The organism is Cuneatibacter sp. NSJ-177, assembly GCF_022867805.1.
In the GTDB taxonomy this organism is placed as follows: Bacteria; Bacillota; Clostridia; order Lachnospirales; family Lachnospiraceae; genus Pseudolachnospira.
The window spans coordinates 593,287-610,487 of record NZ_JALIFO010000001.1 but is presented as its reverse complement, the minus strand read 5'-3'; the positions used below and the strand labels follow the sequence as shown (position 1 = coordinate 610,487).

Here is a 17,201-nt window from a genome sequence, read left to right as displayed (position 1 = left end):
AGCTGCCGTGATATCAATACTTGCGCACCGATTGAAAATCCGTTAGAATAGAAGACAGTTTATCTACGAGTTACGATTGATAGAAAGCAGGACATCATGACCGATCTCACTTATCTGCGGGGGCAGCTCTCCCGCGATCTGATTCAAGAACAGTTTTATCAAACGGCCGCAGACAGTTCCGGCCTGTTTCCTCTTCCGCAAGTATCCGAAACCTGGAAGGCCAACCGGATCTATCTGGGGGAAGCTTCGGAGGCCGCAGAGCTGCTGAAAGCAAATCCTCCGGGCTGCCCGGTTGTCCTCCTGCTCTCCGGCTCCGGACCGATTTCAGATCCGGAATGCTCCTCTGTCAGCTATCTTTTATCCCGTCTGCCGCTGCGGGATCTTCAAACTCGCTGCCAGGAAATTTTCTCCCAATACCATTCCTGGACCATGCTCTGGGCTTCCCTCGCCTCCGGCGGAAGCAATCCGGTGGAGGTTCTGGAACGTTTCTCCGAGCATACCCACTCCCATCTGTTTCTCCTGAACGACCGCTACCAGGTCATCTGCGGCAGCAGGAAGATATATTTTCCCGACCCGGCTGCAGAGCTTTTCCTAAAAAAACATGCGGTTAACAGGGAGCAGCAAAAGGATCTGGGCCTTCCCCCTCTCTTCACGGAGGAGGCAAAAGAAGGCGTCCTCTCCGGGGTTTCCTATTCTCTGCGCCCCCTGCCCGTGCGTCCGGGAAAAGCGTCCCTCTGGCTTTGGTGTTCTGCGGCGGACTGCCTGGATCAGAGAGCGCTGACAGACCTGCTGATTCTGTCCCTGAGGCCGGCTGCGGACCTTTCCGGCCAGCCTTCCGCCTGCACCCGCTTCCTCTCTCAGATCATGGAACAGGATTTCATCGACAATACGAAAATGGAGCAACTAATCAAAGATCTGCCCCATCCTTTGGAAAACTTTTTATCCTGCCTGGTAATCCGGTTTTCAGAGAAAGCTTTCCTGCCCTACTCTTATCTTCAATTTCAGTTGGAAGAGATTTTCCCTCATACCAATATGGGGGTTTTCCGCGGGGACATTGTCCTGTTTTATTCCCAGCCGGTCCGGCCTGCGGAAAAACTCAATTTTTCTTATGAGAAGCTGAACGCGCTTCTCGCTGAGTTTTCTGCCTGCGCCGCAGTCAGCAACGCGACCCGGCACAAGACTTATCTAAGAACCGAATACCTGATGGCCTGTGACACGCTGCGTCTCGCAGCCGCCCTGAAACCGGAGCGGAATCCGTCCCGGATCTTTCATCAGGAAGAGTACGGTATTTTCGGGATTATCGACCTGTGCGCCAAGCAATTTATCCAGACTCACCGTCACGAAGATATCGTCTATCTGGTCCACCCGGCCATCATCCGCCTCTGCCGTTATGACCTTCAGCATCATTCCAACCTCCGGGAAGTGATGTTTTATTACCTGATCTCCGACCGGAGCCTGAACAAAACCGCCCAAAAGATGTACATGCACCGGAACACCGTACTGAACAAGGTCAACAAGATCCTGGAGATCATCGAAATTCCGCTGGACGACGGTTATCTGCAGCACCGGCTGATCCTCTCCTGTCTGATTCTACAGTATTATGAAAAGGTGATGGGACGAAACATCCGCCTGTGATCTGCACACGGAGCATACGAAAAAAAGCCGGACTCCCCCGCGGAGCCCGGCCTTTCATTTCCAGCTGGCTGTTCTATCCTAATAATTCTCACTGATCCCGTACTTCTTCATCTTCCGCCACAAACTGGACTTGCTGATTCCCAGCTTATCCGCCGCGCCCTGACGCCGTCCGTGGGCCTGGTTCAGCGCTTTGATGATCCGCTCCCGCTCCGTGTCGTCCGGGAGGAAGATCATCGGCTCACCGTCATTTTCCTCCTGCTCCCTCTGTTCTGCTTCTTTCGGCTTTTCGACTTCCATCAGATATGTATCCTCAATCAGCTTCCGGAGATATCCGCCCTCCACCTCGCTTTTATTGGCAATGATCACCAGTTGTTCGCAGAAATTGCGGAGCTGGCGGGCATTTCCTTTCCAGGGAAACCACAGCAGCACCCGTTTCGCCTCATCGGACAGCACCAGGTTCTTTTTGTAGCGTTCCCCAAACCGCTTGAGAAAACTCTCCGCCAAAATCAGCACGTCCTGCCCCCGTTCCCGCATAGGCGGAATCCGAAGCGTCAGCACATTCAGGCGGTAATACAAATCTTCCCGAAACTTTCCCTCTTCTACCCGTTTTAAGAGGTTTTTATTGGACGCTGCGATCACGCGGATATCTACCGGGCGGATCGTATCGTCGCCGATCCGGCTGACCGCCCGCTCCTCCAGCACCCGGAGCAGACGGGTCTGACCGTAGAGATCCATCTCCGAAATCTCGTCCAAAAACAGCGTGCCTCCATCCGCCACTTCAATCAGTCCCTTTTTCCCTTTTCGCGACGCGCCGGTAAACGCGCCGTCCACATAACCGAACAGTTCGCTTTCCAGCAGATTCAAAGGGATTGCGCCGCAGTTGATCGCCACAAAAGGCTTGTTTTTTCGCAGGCTCTCATTGTGGATGCCCTGGGCGAAATATTCCTTTCCGGTGCCGGTCTCTCCCATCAAAAGGATATTGGCATTGTACTTGGCGAAATGCAGGGCCCGCCGCTTCATTTCCCGGATCTCCTCCGATTCTCCGAGGATATCTTCCAGATGGTATTTCGCGGTATGCCCTTTGCTGTATAGTTCATCCTTGGCGTGGGCCTCCATCTTTTCCAGTTGGCCCAGCTCGCTGATATGGATCAGCAGGCTGTCGACATTCTTATCTTTCTTCACCTTTGTGATGTTGACCACACAATTTTTATTGTTCAAGGTAACAATCTGGCCATAGACATCGCTGCCGCCGCTTAATACCTGATCCAAGAGGTCGGAAGACATTTCAGGAAAGACTTCCGTCAAATACCGGCCGCGGATTTCCCCTGTGCTTTCCAGCAGAAGATTTTCCACCGCCTTATTGTATACCGTGATGGCTCCGTCGGCGGCCAGCATCAAAATCGCCTCAAAGGAATGGTCCATCATCAGTTTCAGCTCTCTGGTCCGGTTTTTTAGCTGCACCTGAAACTGCGCCATACGGACCGCCATCTCAAAGCCTTCTTTTAAGCTGGCGTAAGAAATAATATTCGGCTCGTAAAAACCGAGCATTCCGCTTTTTTTCACGGCAGGCACATACATTTCCCCGCAGACAATGACTTCGTACCCTTCGGCCTTCAGATTCCGGAAAAATTCTTCCAGATCATCATTTTGAGGGATGATGGTATTGTGAATGTCCCAGCCGAAAATATGGGTCAGCACCTCCCGGTCCTGGGGAATCGGATAGTGGGAGGCCAAGCCGATTTTTAAGGGCTGAGACGCCCGCTCTCCCAGCCGCCTCTTTAAAGCCAGCAAAATTTTCAGATTCTCCCAACTGGAATGATAAATCGGAAAAACCGGGATTTCCAGGCTCATCCGTTCTAACTTCCGGTAATCCCGGCCGTGGGCAATGATCGCGTCCATGTAGTTATTTTCCGCCCACCGGGTAATCACCGCAAAATCCTCCTCCCCATAACCGGTGGAGTTTACCGGGTAGAGGTCGACATCCAGCTCTTTTGCAATGGTTCTGGCGTATTTTTCATTGTTGGAATCCTGAAATACGTACATGCAGCGAATCATATACCGCTCTCCTCTTCGACGTTTTCTCCCATTTTACCCGAAACCGCCATTCAGGGCAACTAAATTCGAATGGTAATTCTCCTGCGGGAGTAAGTACAAGACCCTCTGCTATTTTTGGCTTCGTTCAAAAAACGCAAAAATATCGGAAAGCCCTGACACCCAGGCGTCGGAATGCGCGCCGCCTCCGATGGTCTGAAACGCAATCGGGATGCCCGCTTCTTTCATCTTCCGGCAAAGCCGCCGCATCCCGGAAAATCCACAGCCGTCCTCCGTGCCGGCCAGAAACAAAACCGGTGTTTCCTTCAACTTTTCCCAGGGAAAAAAGCGAAGATCCGGCATCGTCCCGGATGGCGCCAGCGCATGAAAAAGTTCTGGATATTTCGTGCCCAGATAAAAAGTTCCCATTCCTCCCATGGAATTCCCCATCAAAAAAATTTGCTCTGGATGAATCGGATACCGCTGCTTTAACAGCTCCAGCAAAAATAAAAGTCCCTTCTCTCCCCACGCCTTTCTCTCCTGCTCTTCCTCCGTAAAATGGAGCGGGTTCTCCGGGCAGGTTCCATCGATCTGCTCCTCGGCAAGACAGCTTGGCGGGGCCAGACAGCCATAGGTACTGTCAAAGGTTACGCCGTCCGGACAGAGTAAATACATCCCATGACGTTCCGCCATCTCCTGCAGGCGCCCCTTTGCCAGATCGCTCATGGAATTGGCTCCGCCCCTTCCTCCGTGCAGGCAGATCACAAGGGGCAAGGCGCCCCCTTCCTCTGCAGCCGTCGGAATATAGAACCGGTAGGGAAACCATTTTTTCAGGCCCTCCAGCCAATACGTAAAATAGAAATCCCCAAATTCTTTTCCTTTCCGCTGTAAACGGATTCTGGCAAGAAGGCGTTCCCACTCCGCTTCCGGCGTCACTTTCGCCGTCCGCTCCCATTCTTTCCCCTGTCCCGCCCCTTCCAGGGAGATCCACAGCAGATCCCCTTGCCTCGCAAAAGAAGCCCCGGGCAAAAATCCGGCCAGCTTCTCCAGCGGCCCATACAAAATTCCATCCCGAAGCAAGGTAAAACAAGCGTTTCCCTCGGATCTCATTTTCTCCACATGGGAAAGCATCCGGGTCCAATCGTTCCGGCTGATCCAGTGTTCCCCCTGATCCTCAAAGATTTCGTACTGAAGTTCACAGGCAAATTCATTTAAATAAGCGACGCAGGATCCCGGTACAAAAAACAAATGTTTGGGATTAAAATAAAACATCCCGCCTTCCAGCAGCATGAAATTCCCCCTTCCGCCATTTTTTAGGGGCCCTGGATTGCCAAGGCCCCTGAATCTTCCTTATTTGAAAGACAAATCTTTCGCTTGGAAATTGGTCTGGTTCCAAACCTGGAAACCAACCAGATCATTGTTATAAGCATAAAGATCCGCCGTCTGAACCATCATGTAGGCCGGAACATCTTCGGTCACGATCGCAACCAGCTGGTCGATCTGCTCCGCCCTGACTTTCTCATCCGGTTCCACAACCGCTTTTTTCACCAGCGTATTGAACTCGGCGTTCTGGAAACAGGAACGGTTGATGCCATCCTCTGCAAAGAAGGCGTTGCAGATATCGAGGATCTGGCAGCTCGGCGCGGTCAGCGTAACAAAGGAAATATCCCAGCCGCCCGCTTCATCGTCGATAGCGTTGTTATAAACTGCGCTCTCATAGGACGTAATTTCCGCCGTGATGCCAAGCTGGCTCAGATAAGCCTGGATGATCTCCGCCATCGTGTTCTGGAGAGGATCATCCGAAACAATGATGCTCAGAGGCTTTGCGGCATCGTATCCGGAAGCTGCCAGCAATTCTTTTGCTTTCTCTAAGTTCTGGGTATAGTAGTCATTCGCTGCCCATGCCTCGTTGTAGTCCAGCATCTTTTCGTTGCAGAAAGATTTGGCGATGGAGCCGAAGTTGGAGTATGCGCCGGTCAGAATTCCGTTCGCATCGATGGCATAAGCAATCGCCTGGCGGAGTTCCTTGCTGTTGCAGGCTGAATGCTCAGAACAGTTGAAATAGATACTGGAGGTACGGAAGGTGTCGTTCACCAGCACCGAGTAATCCGAGCTCTCGTTCAAGCGGTCATAATCGGCCATTCCCAGATCCAAAACCAGGTCTACGCCGCCGGTCTCCAACTCGATGGAACGCTGAGAAGACTCGGTGATCACCTTAAACACCACGTCCTTGATCTTTACGTCGCCGCCCCACCAATTTTCATTGGCGGTCAGTTTCACGCTGGATCCGGTCGTCCACTCGACAAATTTGTAAGGGCCGGTGCCGATGGGCTCGCTGGCCAGGCCGTCGCCGCTGGCATTGTAGGATTCTTCGTCTACCATATAAACCCCGCAGAAGCCGGAGAAGAAGAAGGCATCCGGGGAGGTAAGCGCTACCTCAACCGTGTGGTCGTCGATGATCTTGGTGTTCTCGAAATCAACAAATTCCACGTATTTCTTGGACATCACGGTTCCGTCCTTGCAGAGATTCATGGAAAAAAGCATATCGGAGGCGGTGAAATCATTTCCGTTGGAGAACTTCACTCCCTCTTTCAGGTGGAACACCCAATGGGTCGAATCCTTCTGTTCCCAGGACTCTGCCAGAATCGGGGTCACTTCGTAGTTGTAACCGTATTCATAAAGTCTCTCATAGATCTGCCCTTTGATCCGGACCGGGTTCGTGCCATTGTTGCCGAACGGGGTCAGATCGCCGGGATCGGAGCTGATCTCCACATACAGAGCGCGGTCACTGTTTTCCCCGCTCCCGCTTGCTTCGCTGCCTCCCGCGGCTGCCGTGCTGCCAGCCGCCGTGCCGCTGCCCCCTGCCGCTGCCGTCGTGGTGTTTCCGCCTCCGCCGCAGGCGGTCATGCTAAGCGCCATCACTCCGGCCAAAACCATTGCTATTGACTTTTTCATATTGTCTCCTCCTTGTGGATTTTACTATCATTCAGTTCCCTGACCTTTTGGCAGGAAACAAAGTGACCGGGATTGATCTCCTCCAAAGCCTGAGGCTTGCGGCAGGCTTCCGTCGCATGGATGCAGCGGGCGGCAAACCGGCAGCCGGGTTTCGGGTCGATCGGGGAGGTAATCTCCCCCTTCAGCAGAATTCTCTGTTTCTTGTTATGGACATCCGGGATCGGAATCGCGGATAAAAGTGCCTTTGTGTAAGGGTGGAGCGGATTTTCAAACAATTCCTCCGAAGGCGCTTTCTCCACCAGCTGGCCCAGATACATCACGCAGATTTCATCGGAAATGTGCTTGACGACCGAGAGGTCATGGGTAATAAAAATATAGGTTAAACCTCTCTCTTCCTGCAAATCCTGCATCAGGTTCAAAATCTGTGCCTGGATCGACACGTCGAGGGCGGAGACCGGCTCGTCACAGACAATAAAGCTGGGATTCAGCGCCAGAGCGCGGGCGATTCCGATTCTCTGCCTCCTTCCGCCGTCCAGCTCATGGGGGTAGGCGTTGGTCAGCCGCTCCGCCAGTCCCACCGTGTCCATCAGCTTTTTGACCTCTTCGTCCATCTGATCTTTGGACATGCCGCCCTTTAAGATCAGAGGCTCCTTGATGATTTCACTGACCGACATTCTGGGGTTTAAAGAAGAGAAGGGATCCTGGAAGATAATCTGCATTTCCTCCCGGAGTTCCCGCAGTTTTTGTTTGTTTACATGGGTGATGTCCTCTCCTTGAAAGAAAATCTTTCCGCCGGTGCTGTCCAGCAGATGAAGGATCGTGCGGCCCAAGGTAGATTTCCCGCAGCCGGATTCCCCGACCACGCCGAGGGTGGTTCCCTTTTCGATCTTGAAACTGACATCATCGACCGCATGGAGGGTGCCTCTCCCGGTCTTGAAATATTTTTTTAGGTTTTGTACTTCCAAAAACGCAGACATTACTTTTCTCCCCCTTCCTTCCGGCATCGAACCAGATGACCGTTCCCCAGGTCGTGAAGCGGAATCGCCTGACAGCGGCATCCCTCGTCGGCATACTTGCACCGGGGAGAGAACTTGCAGCCTTCCGGCAGATTGGTCGGATCCGGCACCATTCCGGTGATCGGATGCAGCCTCTTTTCATGGCTCTTTAAGCTGGGCAGGGAGCCGAACAATCCTTTGGTGTAGGGATGGGTGGCCCGGTCAAAAATGTCCTCCGCCAGTCCGATTTCCACGATCTCTCCCGCATAGATGACAGCTACCTTATCGCACATTTCGGCCACGATTCCCAAATCATGGGTGATCATCAGCACAGATGTATTCAGTTTTTCTTTCAGGTTGGCCATCATTTCCAAAACCTGCGCCTGAATCGTCACGTCCAGGGCAGTGGTCGGCTCATCGGCCAACAGCAGTTCCGGATTACAGGCCAGAGCCATCGCAATCACGACGCGCTGCTTCATCCCGCCGGAGAACTGATGCGGGTATTCTTTGCAGCGTTCTCCGGGAATGCCCACCAATTCCAGCATATCGACGGCTCTTTTTTCCGACTCCGCCTTGGACATCTTTTCATGGAGCAGGATCGCTTCCGCAATCTGATCTCCCACCGTAAAAATCGGGTTCAAAGCAGTCATCGGGTCCTGAAAGATCATGGAGATTCTCTTTCCCCGGACCTTCCGCATTTCTTTTTCCGGCAGGGAAAGCAGGTCCTGCCCCTCAAATGTGATGGAACCGTTCCGAACCTTTGCTGGAGGATCCGGGAGAATTCCCAAAATCGCCTTGGCAATCGTCGTCTTTCCGGCCCCGGTCTCTCCGACCAGTCCCAGCGTCTCACCCTTGTTAATGTCAAAGGATACTCCGTTCACCGCATGTACCACGGAGCCGTCGGTGGTAAATTCCACCACCAGGTCCCGAACGGAAACGAGATTATCCGTCTGTTTTGTCTCACTCATCGCCATTCCCCTCCTATCAGTTTTTCAATCTGGGATCCAGGGCATCCCGGAGGCCGTCGCCCAGCATATTCAGCGAAAGCACCGTGATCATGATCGTAATTCCGGGGAACATGACCAGATGAGGATAATCCCGGATATAGCTGCGCCCTGCGGATAGCATGGCTCCCCACTCGGAAAGCGGAGGCTGTGCGCCAAGACCGATAAAGCTCAAAGAAGCGGCGGTCAGAATCGCACCGGCCACGCCCATGGTCATCTGTACGATCATCGGGGAAAGTGCATTGGGCAGAATATGTTTGGCAATGATCCGCGGGTCTTTTGCATTGATCGCAACGGCGGCCTCCACATATTCCATTCCCCGGATGCTTAAGAACTGCGCCCTTGTCATTCGGGCGTAGATGGGAACCGTGCCGATCCCGATGGCGACAATCGCGTTGTTCATCCCGGCGCCCAGGGTTGCGGCGATGGCGATGGACATCAGCATGGCCGGTACGGACTGGAAGACATCCAGAAAACGCATCAGAATGTTATCCACCTTTCCTCCGTAATAACCGGCGATGGCTCCCAGGGTGATGCCGATCACCGAAGCCATCAGCACAGAGAGAAAGCCGATTTTCAGGGACTGGCGGGAACCGTAAACCAGACGGCTGAATATATCGCGCCCCAGATTATCCGTTCCCATCCAGTGATCCGAGGACGGGGAGGAAAACATGTGGGCCAGGTCCTGTTCCTCATATCCGTAAGGAGCAATCAGGGGAGCAAACAGCGCCATCAGCAAAATCAGACAGACAATGATCAGTCCGGCCATGGCCATTTTATTCTTTTTCAGCCGGGACAAGGTGCTGAGAAACCGGCTTTCTTTTTTCTTTTTCTTCTTTATTTCCGCACTCATGACTATGCCTCCTTTGCCACTTTCTTCTTTTTCTGATACTGCGACCGAATTCTGGGATCCGCAAACGCAAATACAATGTCCACCAACAGCATCACAAGGCCAAAGCAGATGGCAACCACCAGGACGCTTCCCTGCACCACCGGATAGTCCCGGTTTTTAATGGCCGATACCATGTAAGTGCCAAGCCCCGGAACGGAAAAGATACTTTCCGCCACGATGGCTCCGCCCAACTGAATGCCCAGCATATTTCCGACCTGGGTAATGATGGGGATCAGCGCATTCCTGAGAGCGTGCTTATATGTGACTAAAAATTCCGTCTGCCCCTTCGCCCTTGCCGTGGTGATATAATCCTGCCGGATCACTTCCAGCATACTGGAGCGGGTCTGACGGGCAATGCCCGCCGCGCCGCCGATGGCGATAGACACGCACGGCATGATATAGCATTTCCAGCTGTCCAGTCCGGTGGCCGGCAGCAATTTCAAGTGCAGGCTCAGCACGATTACCATCATCAGGGCAAACCAGAAGCTTGGCATCGATACTCCAAAGAGGGCAAGGAACATCGAGCCGTTATCCTTCCAGGTGTTCTGATTCACCGCGGCCATCACGCCGAGCGGCAGACCGATGATTACCGCAAGCACCACGCTGATCGCTGCGATCTTGAAGGTATTAGGGAACCGGGCGGCGATTTCGTCGGCAATACTGTTATTGTAGATATAGGAAGTTCCCAGATCACCGTCGACGAAGACCTGTTTCAGGTAGGTGCCGAAGCGTTCCAGGTAAGAACCGTTTAACCCCAGCTCTTCTCTTTTTTCCTGGATTTCCTGCTCGGTGGCGTCCGCCCCAAGGATGATCTGAGCCGGGTCGCCCGGTGTAAAATACATCAGGGTAAACACAAACCAAGTGACGCCTAGAATGACCGGAATCATCATCAGCAGCCGTTTAACGATGTAACGTGACATAGACTTGCTCCTCCTCACTGGATTTTCATTTTCTTAGAAGCCTGTACTTGATAAAGTAGCAAGTTAGGTGCCAAGTTTTCTCTTTTTTGATGGATCTTGTCGATAGGTATCAAAATTCAGTTGAAAGGCAAAGGGCATATCCAGACGCTCTCAGCGGCATCTGTCCATGAAAAACGGGGAATCCGGACCTTCTGGTTCTCCGTCACAAAGGCCGCCGCCGGATTTTGGGAACAAAAAAAGCTCCCGTTTCTGAAGTTATTTCAGAAAAAGAAGCATTTCGTTTCCGACAGCTGAAATTCATGCCGTCTTTCTTTTTTCTGTTGGTTTGGCCGCCGGATGGGTCAGCGCCCATCCAAATTCCAACCGCCATTTTGCAATCTTTCTTTCACAAAATTGCAATCTTTTTCAGCTCCTAACATCTTTCATTCACCCTTGTTATCCATTTTCCCTTGCGATAGCCTCGCCCTTTGCTCTGTATTCTTCTCCCTACTCAATAGTCTGGCCGGATCAAGCTATAAATAGTCCTCAAACCACTTTTTCGTCATATCCCATCCGGCCGCACCGCCTATGGCGCCTTGACCCAGCAGCTTTTTTGGCCTGCTGCCGTACACCATTCTATACCGGATCTTGAAGCAACTGCTCCGCCAGGCATTTCATCACGCGGTGACAGCGGAGAATGTCCTCACAGGCCACCGATTCGTCCGGCTTGTGGGCCAGCCCCAGATCTCCCGGACCGTAAGACATACAGTTTGAATTCCCCAGCATTCCGGCAATCACGGCCGTGTCGGTATATCCGGGAAAAACACCGGTCACCGGCTCTATTCCCACCGCCTTTCGGCAGGCTTTGCGAAGCGCGTGCAGCAAGGGCGAGTCCTCATTCCTCTCCACATAGGGCCGGTCTCCGGTCACTTGATAGCTGCCGGAAACTCCGGGCACCGCCGATTCCGCCGCCGCGATTCCCCGGCGTAAAATTTCCTCCGCCTGTTTGGAACCGGTGGGCGGCGACAGCCGCATGTCGATGGATACCCGGCAAAAATCCGGCACCACATAGGGCTGATGCCCGCCCTCAATCCTGCCGAAAGTAACTGTAGAGCCTCCCAGCTCCGAATGCACCGGCAGATGCTCCATCTCCCGGCCAATCATGTGAATTGCCTCCGCAATCCCCCGGATCGCATCGGCCCCTGTTTCCGGCCGGCTGGCGTGGGCGGTGACTCCCCGTACCGAAAGCTCTGACCAGAACCGGCCTTTATGCGCCATTTGAATTTCACCTCCGGTGGGTTCCAAATCCAGCACCCAGCTGTCCGAATCCACCCATCCGGCCTGAACCGCAGCTTCCACGCCGCGCATCTGATCCTCTTCATCCACAGTGGCGATCAGGCGCAGCGGACGGCTCAGCCGTTTTCTCAAAACCGCGATTTCCGCAAACGCTGCCATGGCGCAGGCAAGTCCGGCCTTCATGTCACAGGCCCCGCGGCCGTAAATCCTGCCGTCCGCAAGTTCCGCCGAAAGGGGCGGCATCCGCCACCCCTCCCCGATTGGAACCGTATCCATATGACAGATCCAGATCATCGCCGGCCCGGAGCTCTCGCCGGGAAGCTCCACCATTCGGTTCCGGCGGCCCGGCAATACCTCCGACGCCGCCGAAAGAATTCCAATCCGGGAAAACCATTGATCAAAAAATTCTCCCAGGGCTTCCTCATAAGTTCCGGGATCCGTGCTCTCGATTTGCACCAGCTCCCTGGTCAGGGATATCACATCGATCATTCACTGCTCCTATCTTCCAAAATAATCGTCCAGGCCGTCTGCAATTCCGATAGCGGCCTGGCGCTGAAACTCTTCCGTGCCCATCCGTTCGTCCTCGTCCGGATTGCTCATATACCCCATCTCAATGATGGTGTTTGGCACCTCGCACCAATTGGTGCCGGTCATCGTGTCGGTCTCCCAGACACCGGTATTTTTGCGCCCGGTCGCCTCACAGTGGCCGTTTAAAACCGCCTTGGTCAGCTTCAGGCACTTCTTATAGATGTCGCCGCAGTAAGGATTGTCAGCTGACTGGCAGATGCCAAGAGCCCCTTTGACGGAACTTTTTTCCGAGCTGTTGCAGTGAATCCGGACCATGGCGTCGGCTCCGGCCTCATTGGCGATCTGCGCGCGGTCCACATTGCTCAGCTTCACATCGTTGGTTTCCCTGGTCATGATAACACTGTAGCCGCGGGAAAGCAGCTCGTCCCGCAGAAGAAGGGCCACCTTCAAGTTGATCTTATATTCCTCGTTTCCTGTGGACACGCCTTCTGTGCCGCTGGCCACCTTTGCTTTCATCGTGGAGGAGCCGGGGCCGTTGGGCTCCTTATCCGTCATCTGCTTGCTCTGGTGTCCGGCATCGATTACCACCAGGATATCGCCGCCTTCGTGATAAATTCCGGTTCCGGACTGATTCTCGCTGACCTTCGGTTTTTCCGTGGTCAAATATTTTGCGGACACAAAACCTTCCTCGCCATTTAAGACAACGCGGCTCCATTCCTCGCTGGTGCCGGTCCGTTTCAGGGAAACGTTTTTGGACAACACCTCTTTTATTTCCGAGTCAAGGGAAGGGGCGGTCCGCAGGTTCACCCGGTCCGTCACATAGACGGTTTCATCCACATCCTGGAACACGACCGGCGCAGCCGTGGTCTCCGGAGGGGTAGTCTCTGCCGGTGTGGTCTCCGCCGCCGTGGTTTCCGTCTGTGCCGTCGTCTCTGCGGCTGTTGTCTCACCGGATGGCTCTGATGTGGTTACCGGCTGGGTTGCCGCACCTGCGCCGGAAATTGTGCCGCCGGCTTCCGTCTCCGTCTGCTTCGTACTGTCCGCCGTTTTTGTCCCAGCGCTGTCCGCGTTCCCGCATCCCACCGCCGCCAGCAAAAGGATGCCGGTCAGCAGAACTGCCAATTTCTTTTTCATACTCGTGTCCCCCAATTCCTCCCGTCCATTGCGATGAACGATTTCGTAACCGAATGAAATCTTTGTTTCCTATCCGTTGTACCATGCGCTCATTATAACAAAATTCCCAGAAAGATACCAGGACAGAACCCGGAATATTTTCTTAATTTCAGCTGACATTCCATGAATCGAAATACTGGCAGATGAGCCAATTCGCTTTCACGCGAGAAAAACACGCAAAACCTCTCCCATATCTTTTTACATACGTTTGGTATGAAAGTTGTTGACACCCGGCCCTGTGTGCTTTATAATAATTACATTCGCACAGAATGTATTGGGAGGATCCATGGGATGGCCAGGAACAAATATCCGGAAGTAACCGTTGACAAAATATTAGAAGTATCGGAACGCTTATTTCTTGAAAAAGGATATGACAATACCACAATTCAAAATATAGTCGATGAATTAGGGGGATTAACGAAAGGCGCTGTCTATCACCATTTTAAGTCAAAAGAAGAAATTATGGACGCTTTGAGTGCAAAGATGTTTTCGAATCATAATCCTTTTGAAGCGGTAAAAAAGCGTACTGATCTAAATGGGCTGCAAAAAATGAAAATGGCCATTCTGTTAAATCAATCGGATGAAAAACAAGTGGAATTATCAAAGCAAGCGATTCCGCTCTTAAAAAACCCCCATGTTCTGGCAAGAATGATGGAAGAGAACCGCCGTATTCTCTATCCGTATTGGCTGGAGCTGATTGAAGAAGGCCAGAGGGATGGTTCGATTCATACCGAATATGCAAAAGAATTATCGGAGTTTCTCATTGTTATCGATTTGTTGTTTATCCCCTCCATTTTTCCCGGCAGCTTCGAGGAAATCCAGCGCCGGTATCTGTTTGTCTCTGAAATATTAGAGAAAATGGGATTGCCCCTCTATGATGATGAGTTAGCCGCTATGATAAAGAGTTTGCCTTATTTTTCAAAAGAGGACGAAAAATAAATTGCCTGTTTTTTAGGCAATTTTATATTTGTCATATACATTCATTCGGTAGGTATGAAAAATAAAAGGAGGTATCATTGTGCCAAAACAACATGTATCCATTTCAGTAACAGAGCTAAAGAAAAGTTACAAGAACAAAGAAGTTTTGAAAAATGTCAGTTTTTCTGTCCCTGGCGGAACCATCTATGCCCTTCTCGGTACCAATGGCGCGGGAAAAACAACGATTGTCAAAATCCTATCCACCTTGCTAAAACCAGATGGAGGGAGTGCTTCCATTCACGGGTTTGATGTGGTGTCCCAAGAACGAGAGGTGCGAAAGCTCATTAGTTTGACTGGACAGTTTACGGCAGTCGATGATGTCTTGACCGGCAGAGAAAATTTACATCTGATCGGACAGTTAATCCGCCTGCCGGACGTCAAAAGAAAAACCGGCGAATGGTTATCGTTTTTTGATTTAGAGGATGCGGCCGACCGAAAAGTTTCAACTTATTCCGGCGGTATGCGGCGCAGGCTGGATATCGCCATGAGCCTTATGGTTCATCCCCAAGTGCTTTTTCTCGACGAACCCACAACAGGACTTGACCCACAGAATCGGATTGCGATGTGGGATTTCGTAAAGAATTTAGCAAAGAACGGGACTACCGTGTTTCTCACCACCCAATATTTAGAAGAGGCTGAATCTCTTGCCGACAACGTTGGCATCCTTCACAAAGGCGAGATACTGGCGGAGGGCACGCCTCAATATCTAAAAGAGATCCTGCCGAAACGAGGGGCCCGGCTCCATTTCCAAAACGAGGAAAATGCAGCCAAGGCTATGGAACTTTTATCTGAACACGGGATTCTTGTGGATGGCATGGAGCCCAACCTGCCCTCTCTGGAAGATGTTTTTTTAACTTTAATTGATGGAAATGAGGAGGACAATCGACATGTATGAGAGAAAAACAAATATCATTTTTGACTCATGGGTTATGTTCAAGCGCTGCCTATTCATTTCGCTGCGAAACCCAGAAGCGTTATTGGTAGCGACAATCGTACCGTTTTTATTAATGTTCTTGTTTGGAACTGTATTTGGGAATATAGCAAATGTCGGAGATATGAATTACATTGATTTTATTGTACCGGGTATTATCTTGCAAAGCCTTGGTCAGTCCTCACAATATTCGGCAATGAATATGACAACCGATATGACAAAAGGGATCCTAGACCGCTTTCGTACTCTGTCTATCTCAAAAACGGCTGTCCTGATCGGCCATACAGGCGCAGGAGTGGTAAGAAATTCGATTTCAACCCTTATCATTATCGGCACAGCCTTTCTTCTTGGCTTCCGGCCCCAGGGCAATTTTCGTGATTGGCTGCTTGTCATTGGGCTTCTTACTATAGTGAACATTGCAATCTCATTGCTTGCCGTCATGTGCGGGTTACTCTCAAAAACGGTAGAAGGGTCCAGCGGACTTATGCTTCCACTTTTTATTTTACCCTTTGTCAGTTCGGGATTTGTTCCGGTTGATTCTATGGATCGCGGGCTTAAATTGTTTGCGGAAATACAGCCCATGACGCCAATCATTGACAGTTTTAGGGCCTTGACCCTTGGCTTGCCTTTCGGTGACAGCCTTTGGACAGCACTCATTTGGTGCGTGGGGATCATCATAGCCGCATTTACTCTTTCAATCCAGATTTATCAGCGAAGAATATCATAACAGGTTATTTCTCATAAAAACAAAAAGCTGCTGCAGAGCCTCCTAAAAGCCCTGCTGCAGCCTTTTCCCTTTCCTTTTAATCCCTGCTTTTTATGATGGTTCCGCCGCCCAGCACAAGATCTCCGTCGTAAAAGACGATGGCCTGTCCCGGCGTCACGGCGCGCACCGGCTCGTCAAAAAGACATTCGGCCAGATCTTCTCCCAGCATCCGTACCGTGGCCCACGCACCCTTATGGCTGTATCGAATCTTTGCCCAAACCCGGCGTGGCTCTGAAAATCCAGGCTCCGCCATATAGGACAGTTCCCGGCAGAAGACCGTTCGGGAAAATACCTGGTCCCCGGTGCCGAGAACCACCTCATTGGTCTCCGACCGGATTTCCCTCACAAACATGGGGATACCAAATGCGATTCCAAGACCCTTTCTCTGCCCTACCGTATAATGAACGATCCCTTTGTGGCGTCCCAGCTTTTCCCCCTCCAGATTGACAAAATCTCCCTCCGGAGGAAGGCTTCCCCGCAGCCGGCCGATAAACGCAGCATAATCCTGATCAGGAATAAAGCAGATCTCCTGGCTGTCCGGCTTATGGGCCACCGGAAGGCCTGCCTGCTCCGCCATCTCCCGAACCCGGTCCTTGGAGTAGGCGCCCAGCGGCATCCTGGTCCTGGCCAGCTGATCCTGAGTCAAACGGTAGAGCGCATAAGTCTGGTCTTTGGCCGCGTTCACCGCCCGCTCCAGCGCATATCTTCCGTTGGGCAGCCGGAGGATTCTGGCATAGTGGCCCGTAGCGACCAGACCGGCGCCCAGCTCTTCCGCCTTTTCCAGCAGCGCTTCCCATTTGACCTTCCGGTTACAGACCACGCATGGATTCGGCGTCCGTCCGGACTCGTATTCTCTCATGAATGTTTCGATCACATTTTCCCGAAACTCTTTCCGGAAATCAACTGTATAATGGGGGATTCCCAGCACGTCCGCCACTCGTCCGGCGTCGGAAACGGCAGAAAGGCCACAGGTGCCCTCCTCGCCTGTGGCTTCTCCGTCCCAAGTCTCCATCGTCACACCGATGACGTCATAGCCCTGCTCTTTTAAAAGCCATGCCGCCACGGAGGAATCCACGCCCCCGGACATGCCGATTACAATCTTTTCACGCTCTGCCAAA

General features: G+C 52.2%; 14 protein-coding genes. 4 read left to right on the top strand and 10 right to left on the bottom strand.

Annotation, left to right across the window (positions count from 1 at the left end; translation table 11 throughout):
- The first annotated feature begins 96 nt into the window (after nt 1-96).
- Entirely contained in the window at nt 97-1,635 is a 1,539-nt protein-coding gene (locus MUB23_RS02740; RefSeq protein WP_244798655.1) for a PucR family transcriptional regulator, read from the top strand.
- A gap of 78 nt (nt 1,636-1,713) precedes the next feature.
- On the opposite strand, the gene MUB23_RS02735 is transcribed toward MUB23_RS02740, so the two are convergent.
- From MUB23_RS02735 to MUB23_RS02695, 9 genes are all read right to left on the bottom strand, one after another.
- Nucleotides 1,714-3,690 (bottom strand): sigma 54-interacting transcriptional regulator, encoded by a 1,977-nt coding sequence (locus MUB23_RS02735; protein WP_244798654.1) that lies wholly within the window; start codon nt 3,688-3,690, stop codon nt 1,714-1,716.
- A gap of 108 nt (nt 3,691-3,798) precedes the next feature.
- Nucleotides 3,799-4,956 (bottom strand): alpha/beta hydrolase-fold protein, encoded by a 1,158-nt coding sequence (locus MUB23_RS02730; protein ID WP_244798653.1) that lies wholly within the window; start codon nt 4,954-4,956, stop codon nt 3,799-3,801.
- 60 nt (nt 4,957-5,016) lie between these two features.
- Nucleotides 5,017-6,621, bottom strand: coding sequence for an ABC transporter substrate-binding protein (locus MUB23_RS02725; RefSeq protein ID WP_244798652.1), 1,605 nt, complete (start codon nt 6,619-6,621; stop codon nt 5,017-5,019).
- Complete coding sequence (locus MUB23_RS02720) at nt 6,618-7,598, bottom strand: ABC transporter ATP-binding protein (protein ID WP_244798651.1); 981 nt, start codon at nt 7,596-7,598, stop codon at nt 6,618-6,620. Before MUB23_RS02720 ends, MUB23_RS02725 begins: the two co-directional genes overlap by 4 nt.
- Nucleotides 7,598-8,584, bottom strand: coding sequence for an ABC transporter ATP-binding protein (locus MUB23_RS02715; protein ID WP_244798650.1), 987 nt, complete (start codon nt 8,582-8,584; stop codon nt 7,598-7,600). Before MUB23_RS02715 ends, MUB23_RS02720 begins: the two co-directional genes overlap by 1 nt.
- 16 nt (nt 8,585-8,600) lie before the next feature.
- Nucleotides 8,601-9,473: an ABC transporter permease gene (locus MUB23_RS02710; protein WP_244798649.1), complete on the bottom strand. Its 873-nt coding sequence runs from the start codon at nt 9,471-9,473 to the stop codon at nt 8,601-8,603.
- 2 nt (nt 9,474-9,475) lie between these two features.
- Nucleotides 9,476-10,432 (bottom strand): ABC transporter permease, encoded by a 957-nt coding sequence (locus MUB23_RS02705; RefSeq protein WP_244798648.1) that lies wholly within the window; start codon nt 10,430-10,432, stop codon nt 9,476-9,478.
- Between the two features lie 615 nt (nt 10,433-11,047).
- Nucleotides 11,048-12,196 (bottom strand): M20 family metallopeptidase, encoded by a 1,149-nt coding sequence (locus MUB23_RS02700; RefSeq protein ID WP_244798647.1) that lies wholly within the window; start codon nt 12,194-12,196, stop codon nt 11,048-11,050.
- 9 nt (nt 12,197-12,205) lie between these two features.
- The gene (locus MUB23_RS02695) at nt 12,206-13,369 is read right to left on the bottom strand and encodes an N-acetylmuramoyl-L-alanine amidase (protein ID WP_244798646.1); all 1,164 of its coding nucleotides are present in this window, start codon (nt 13,367-13,369) and stop codon (nt 12,206-12,208) included.
- 330 nt (nt 13,370-13,699) lie between these two features.
- Between MUB23_RS02695 and MUB23_RS02690 the strand changes: the two genes are divergently transcribed.
- From MUB23_RS02690 to MUB23_RS02680, 3 genes are all read left to right on the top strand, one after another.
- Complete coding sequence (locus MUB23_RS02690; protein ID WP_244798645.1) at nt 13,700-14,347, top strand: TetR/AcrR family transcriptional regulator; 648 nt, start codon at nt 13,700-13,702, stop codon at nt 14,345-14,347.
- Between the two features lie 79 nt (nt 14,348-14,426).
- A complete protein-coding gene (locus tag MUB23_RS02685) occupies nt 14,427-15,281 on the top strand; it encodes an ABC transporter ATP-binding protein (protein ID WP_244798644.1) in 855 nt (284 codons plus the stop codon).
- Nucleotides 15,274-16,044: an ABC transporter permease gene (locus MUB23_RS02680; RefSeq protein ID WP_244798643.1), complete on the top strand. Its 771-nt coding sequence runs from the start codon at nt 15,274-15,276 to the stop codon at nt 16,042-16,044. Before MUB23_RS02685 ends, MUB23_RS02680 begins: the two co-directional genes overlap by 8 nt.
- 76 nt (nt 16,045-16,120) lie before the next feature.
- Here the strand turns inward: MUB23_RS02680 and mnmA are convergent, their stop codons facing one another.
- Nucleotides 16,121-17,200: a tRNA 2-thiouridine(34) synthase MnmA gene (gene mnmA, locus MUB23_RS02675; protein ID WP_280515603.1), complete on the bottom strand. Its 1,080-nt coding sequence runs from the start codon at nt 17,198-17,200 to the stop codon at nt 16,121-16,123.
- Nucleotide 17,201: the final 1 nt, after the last annotated feature.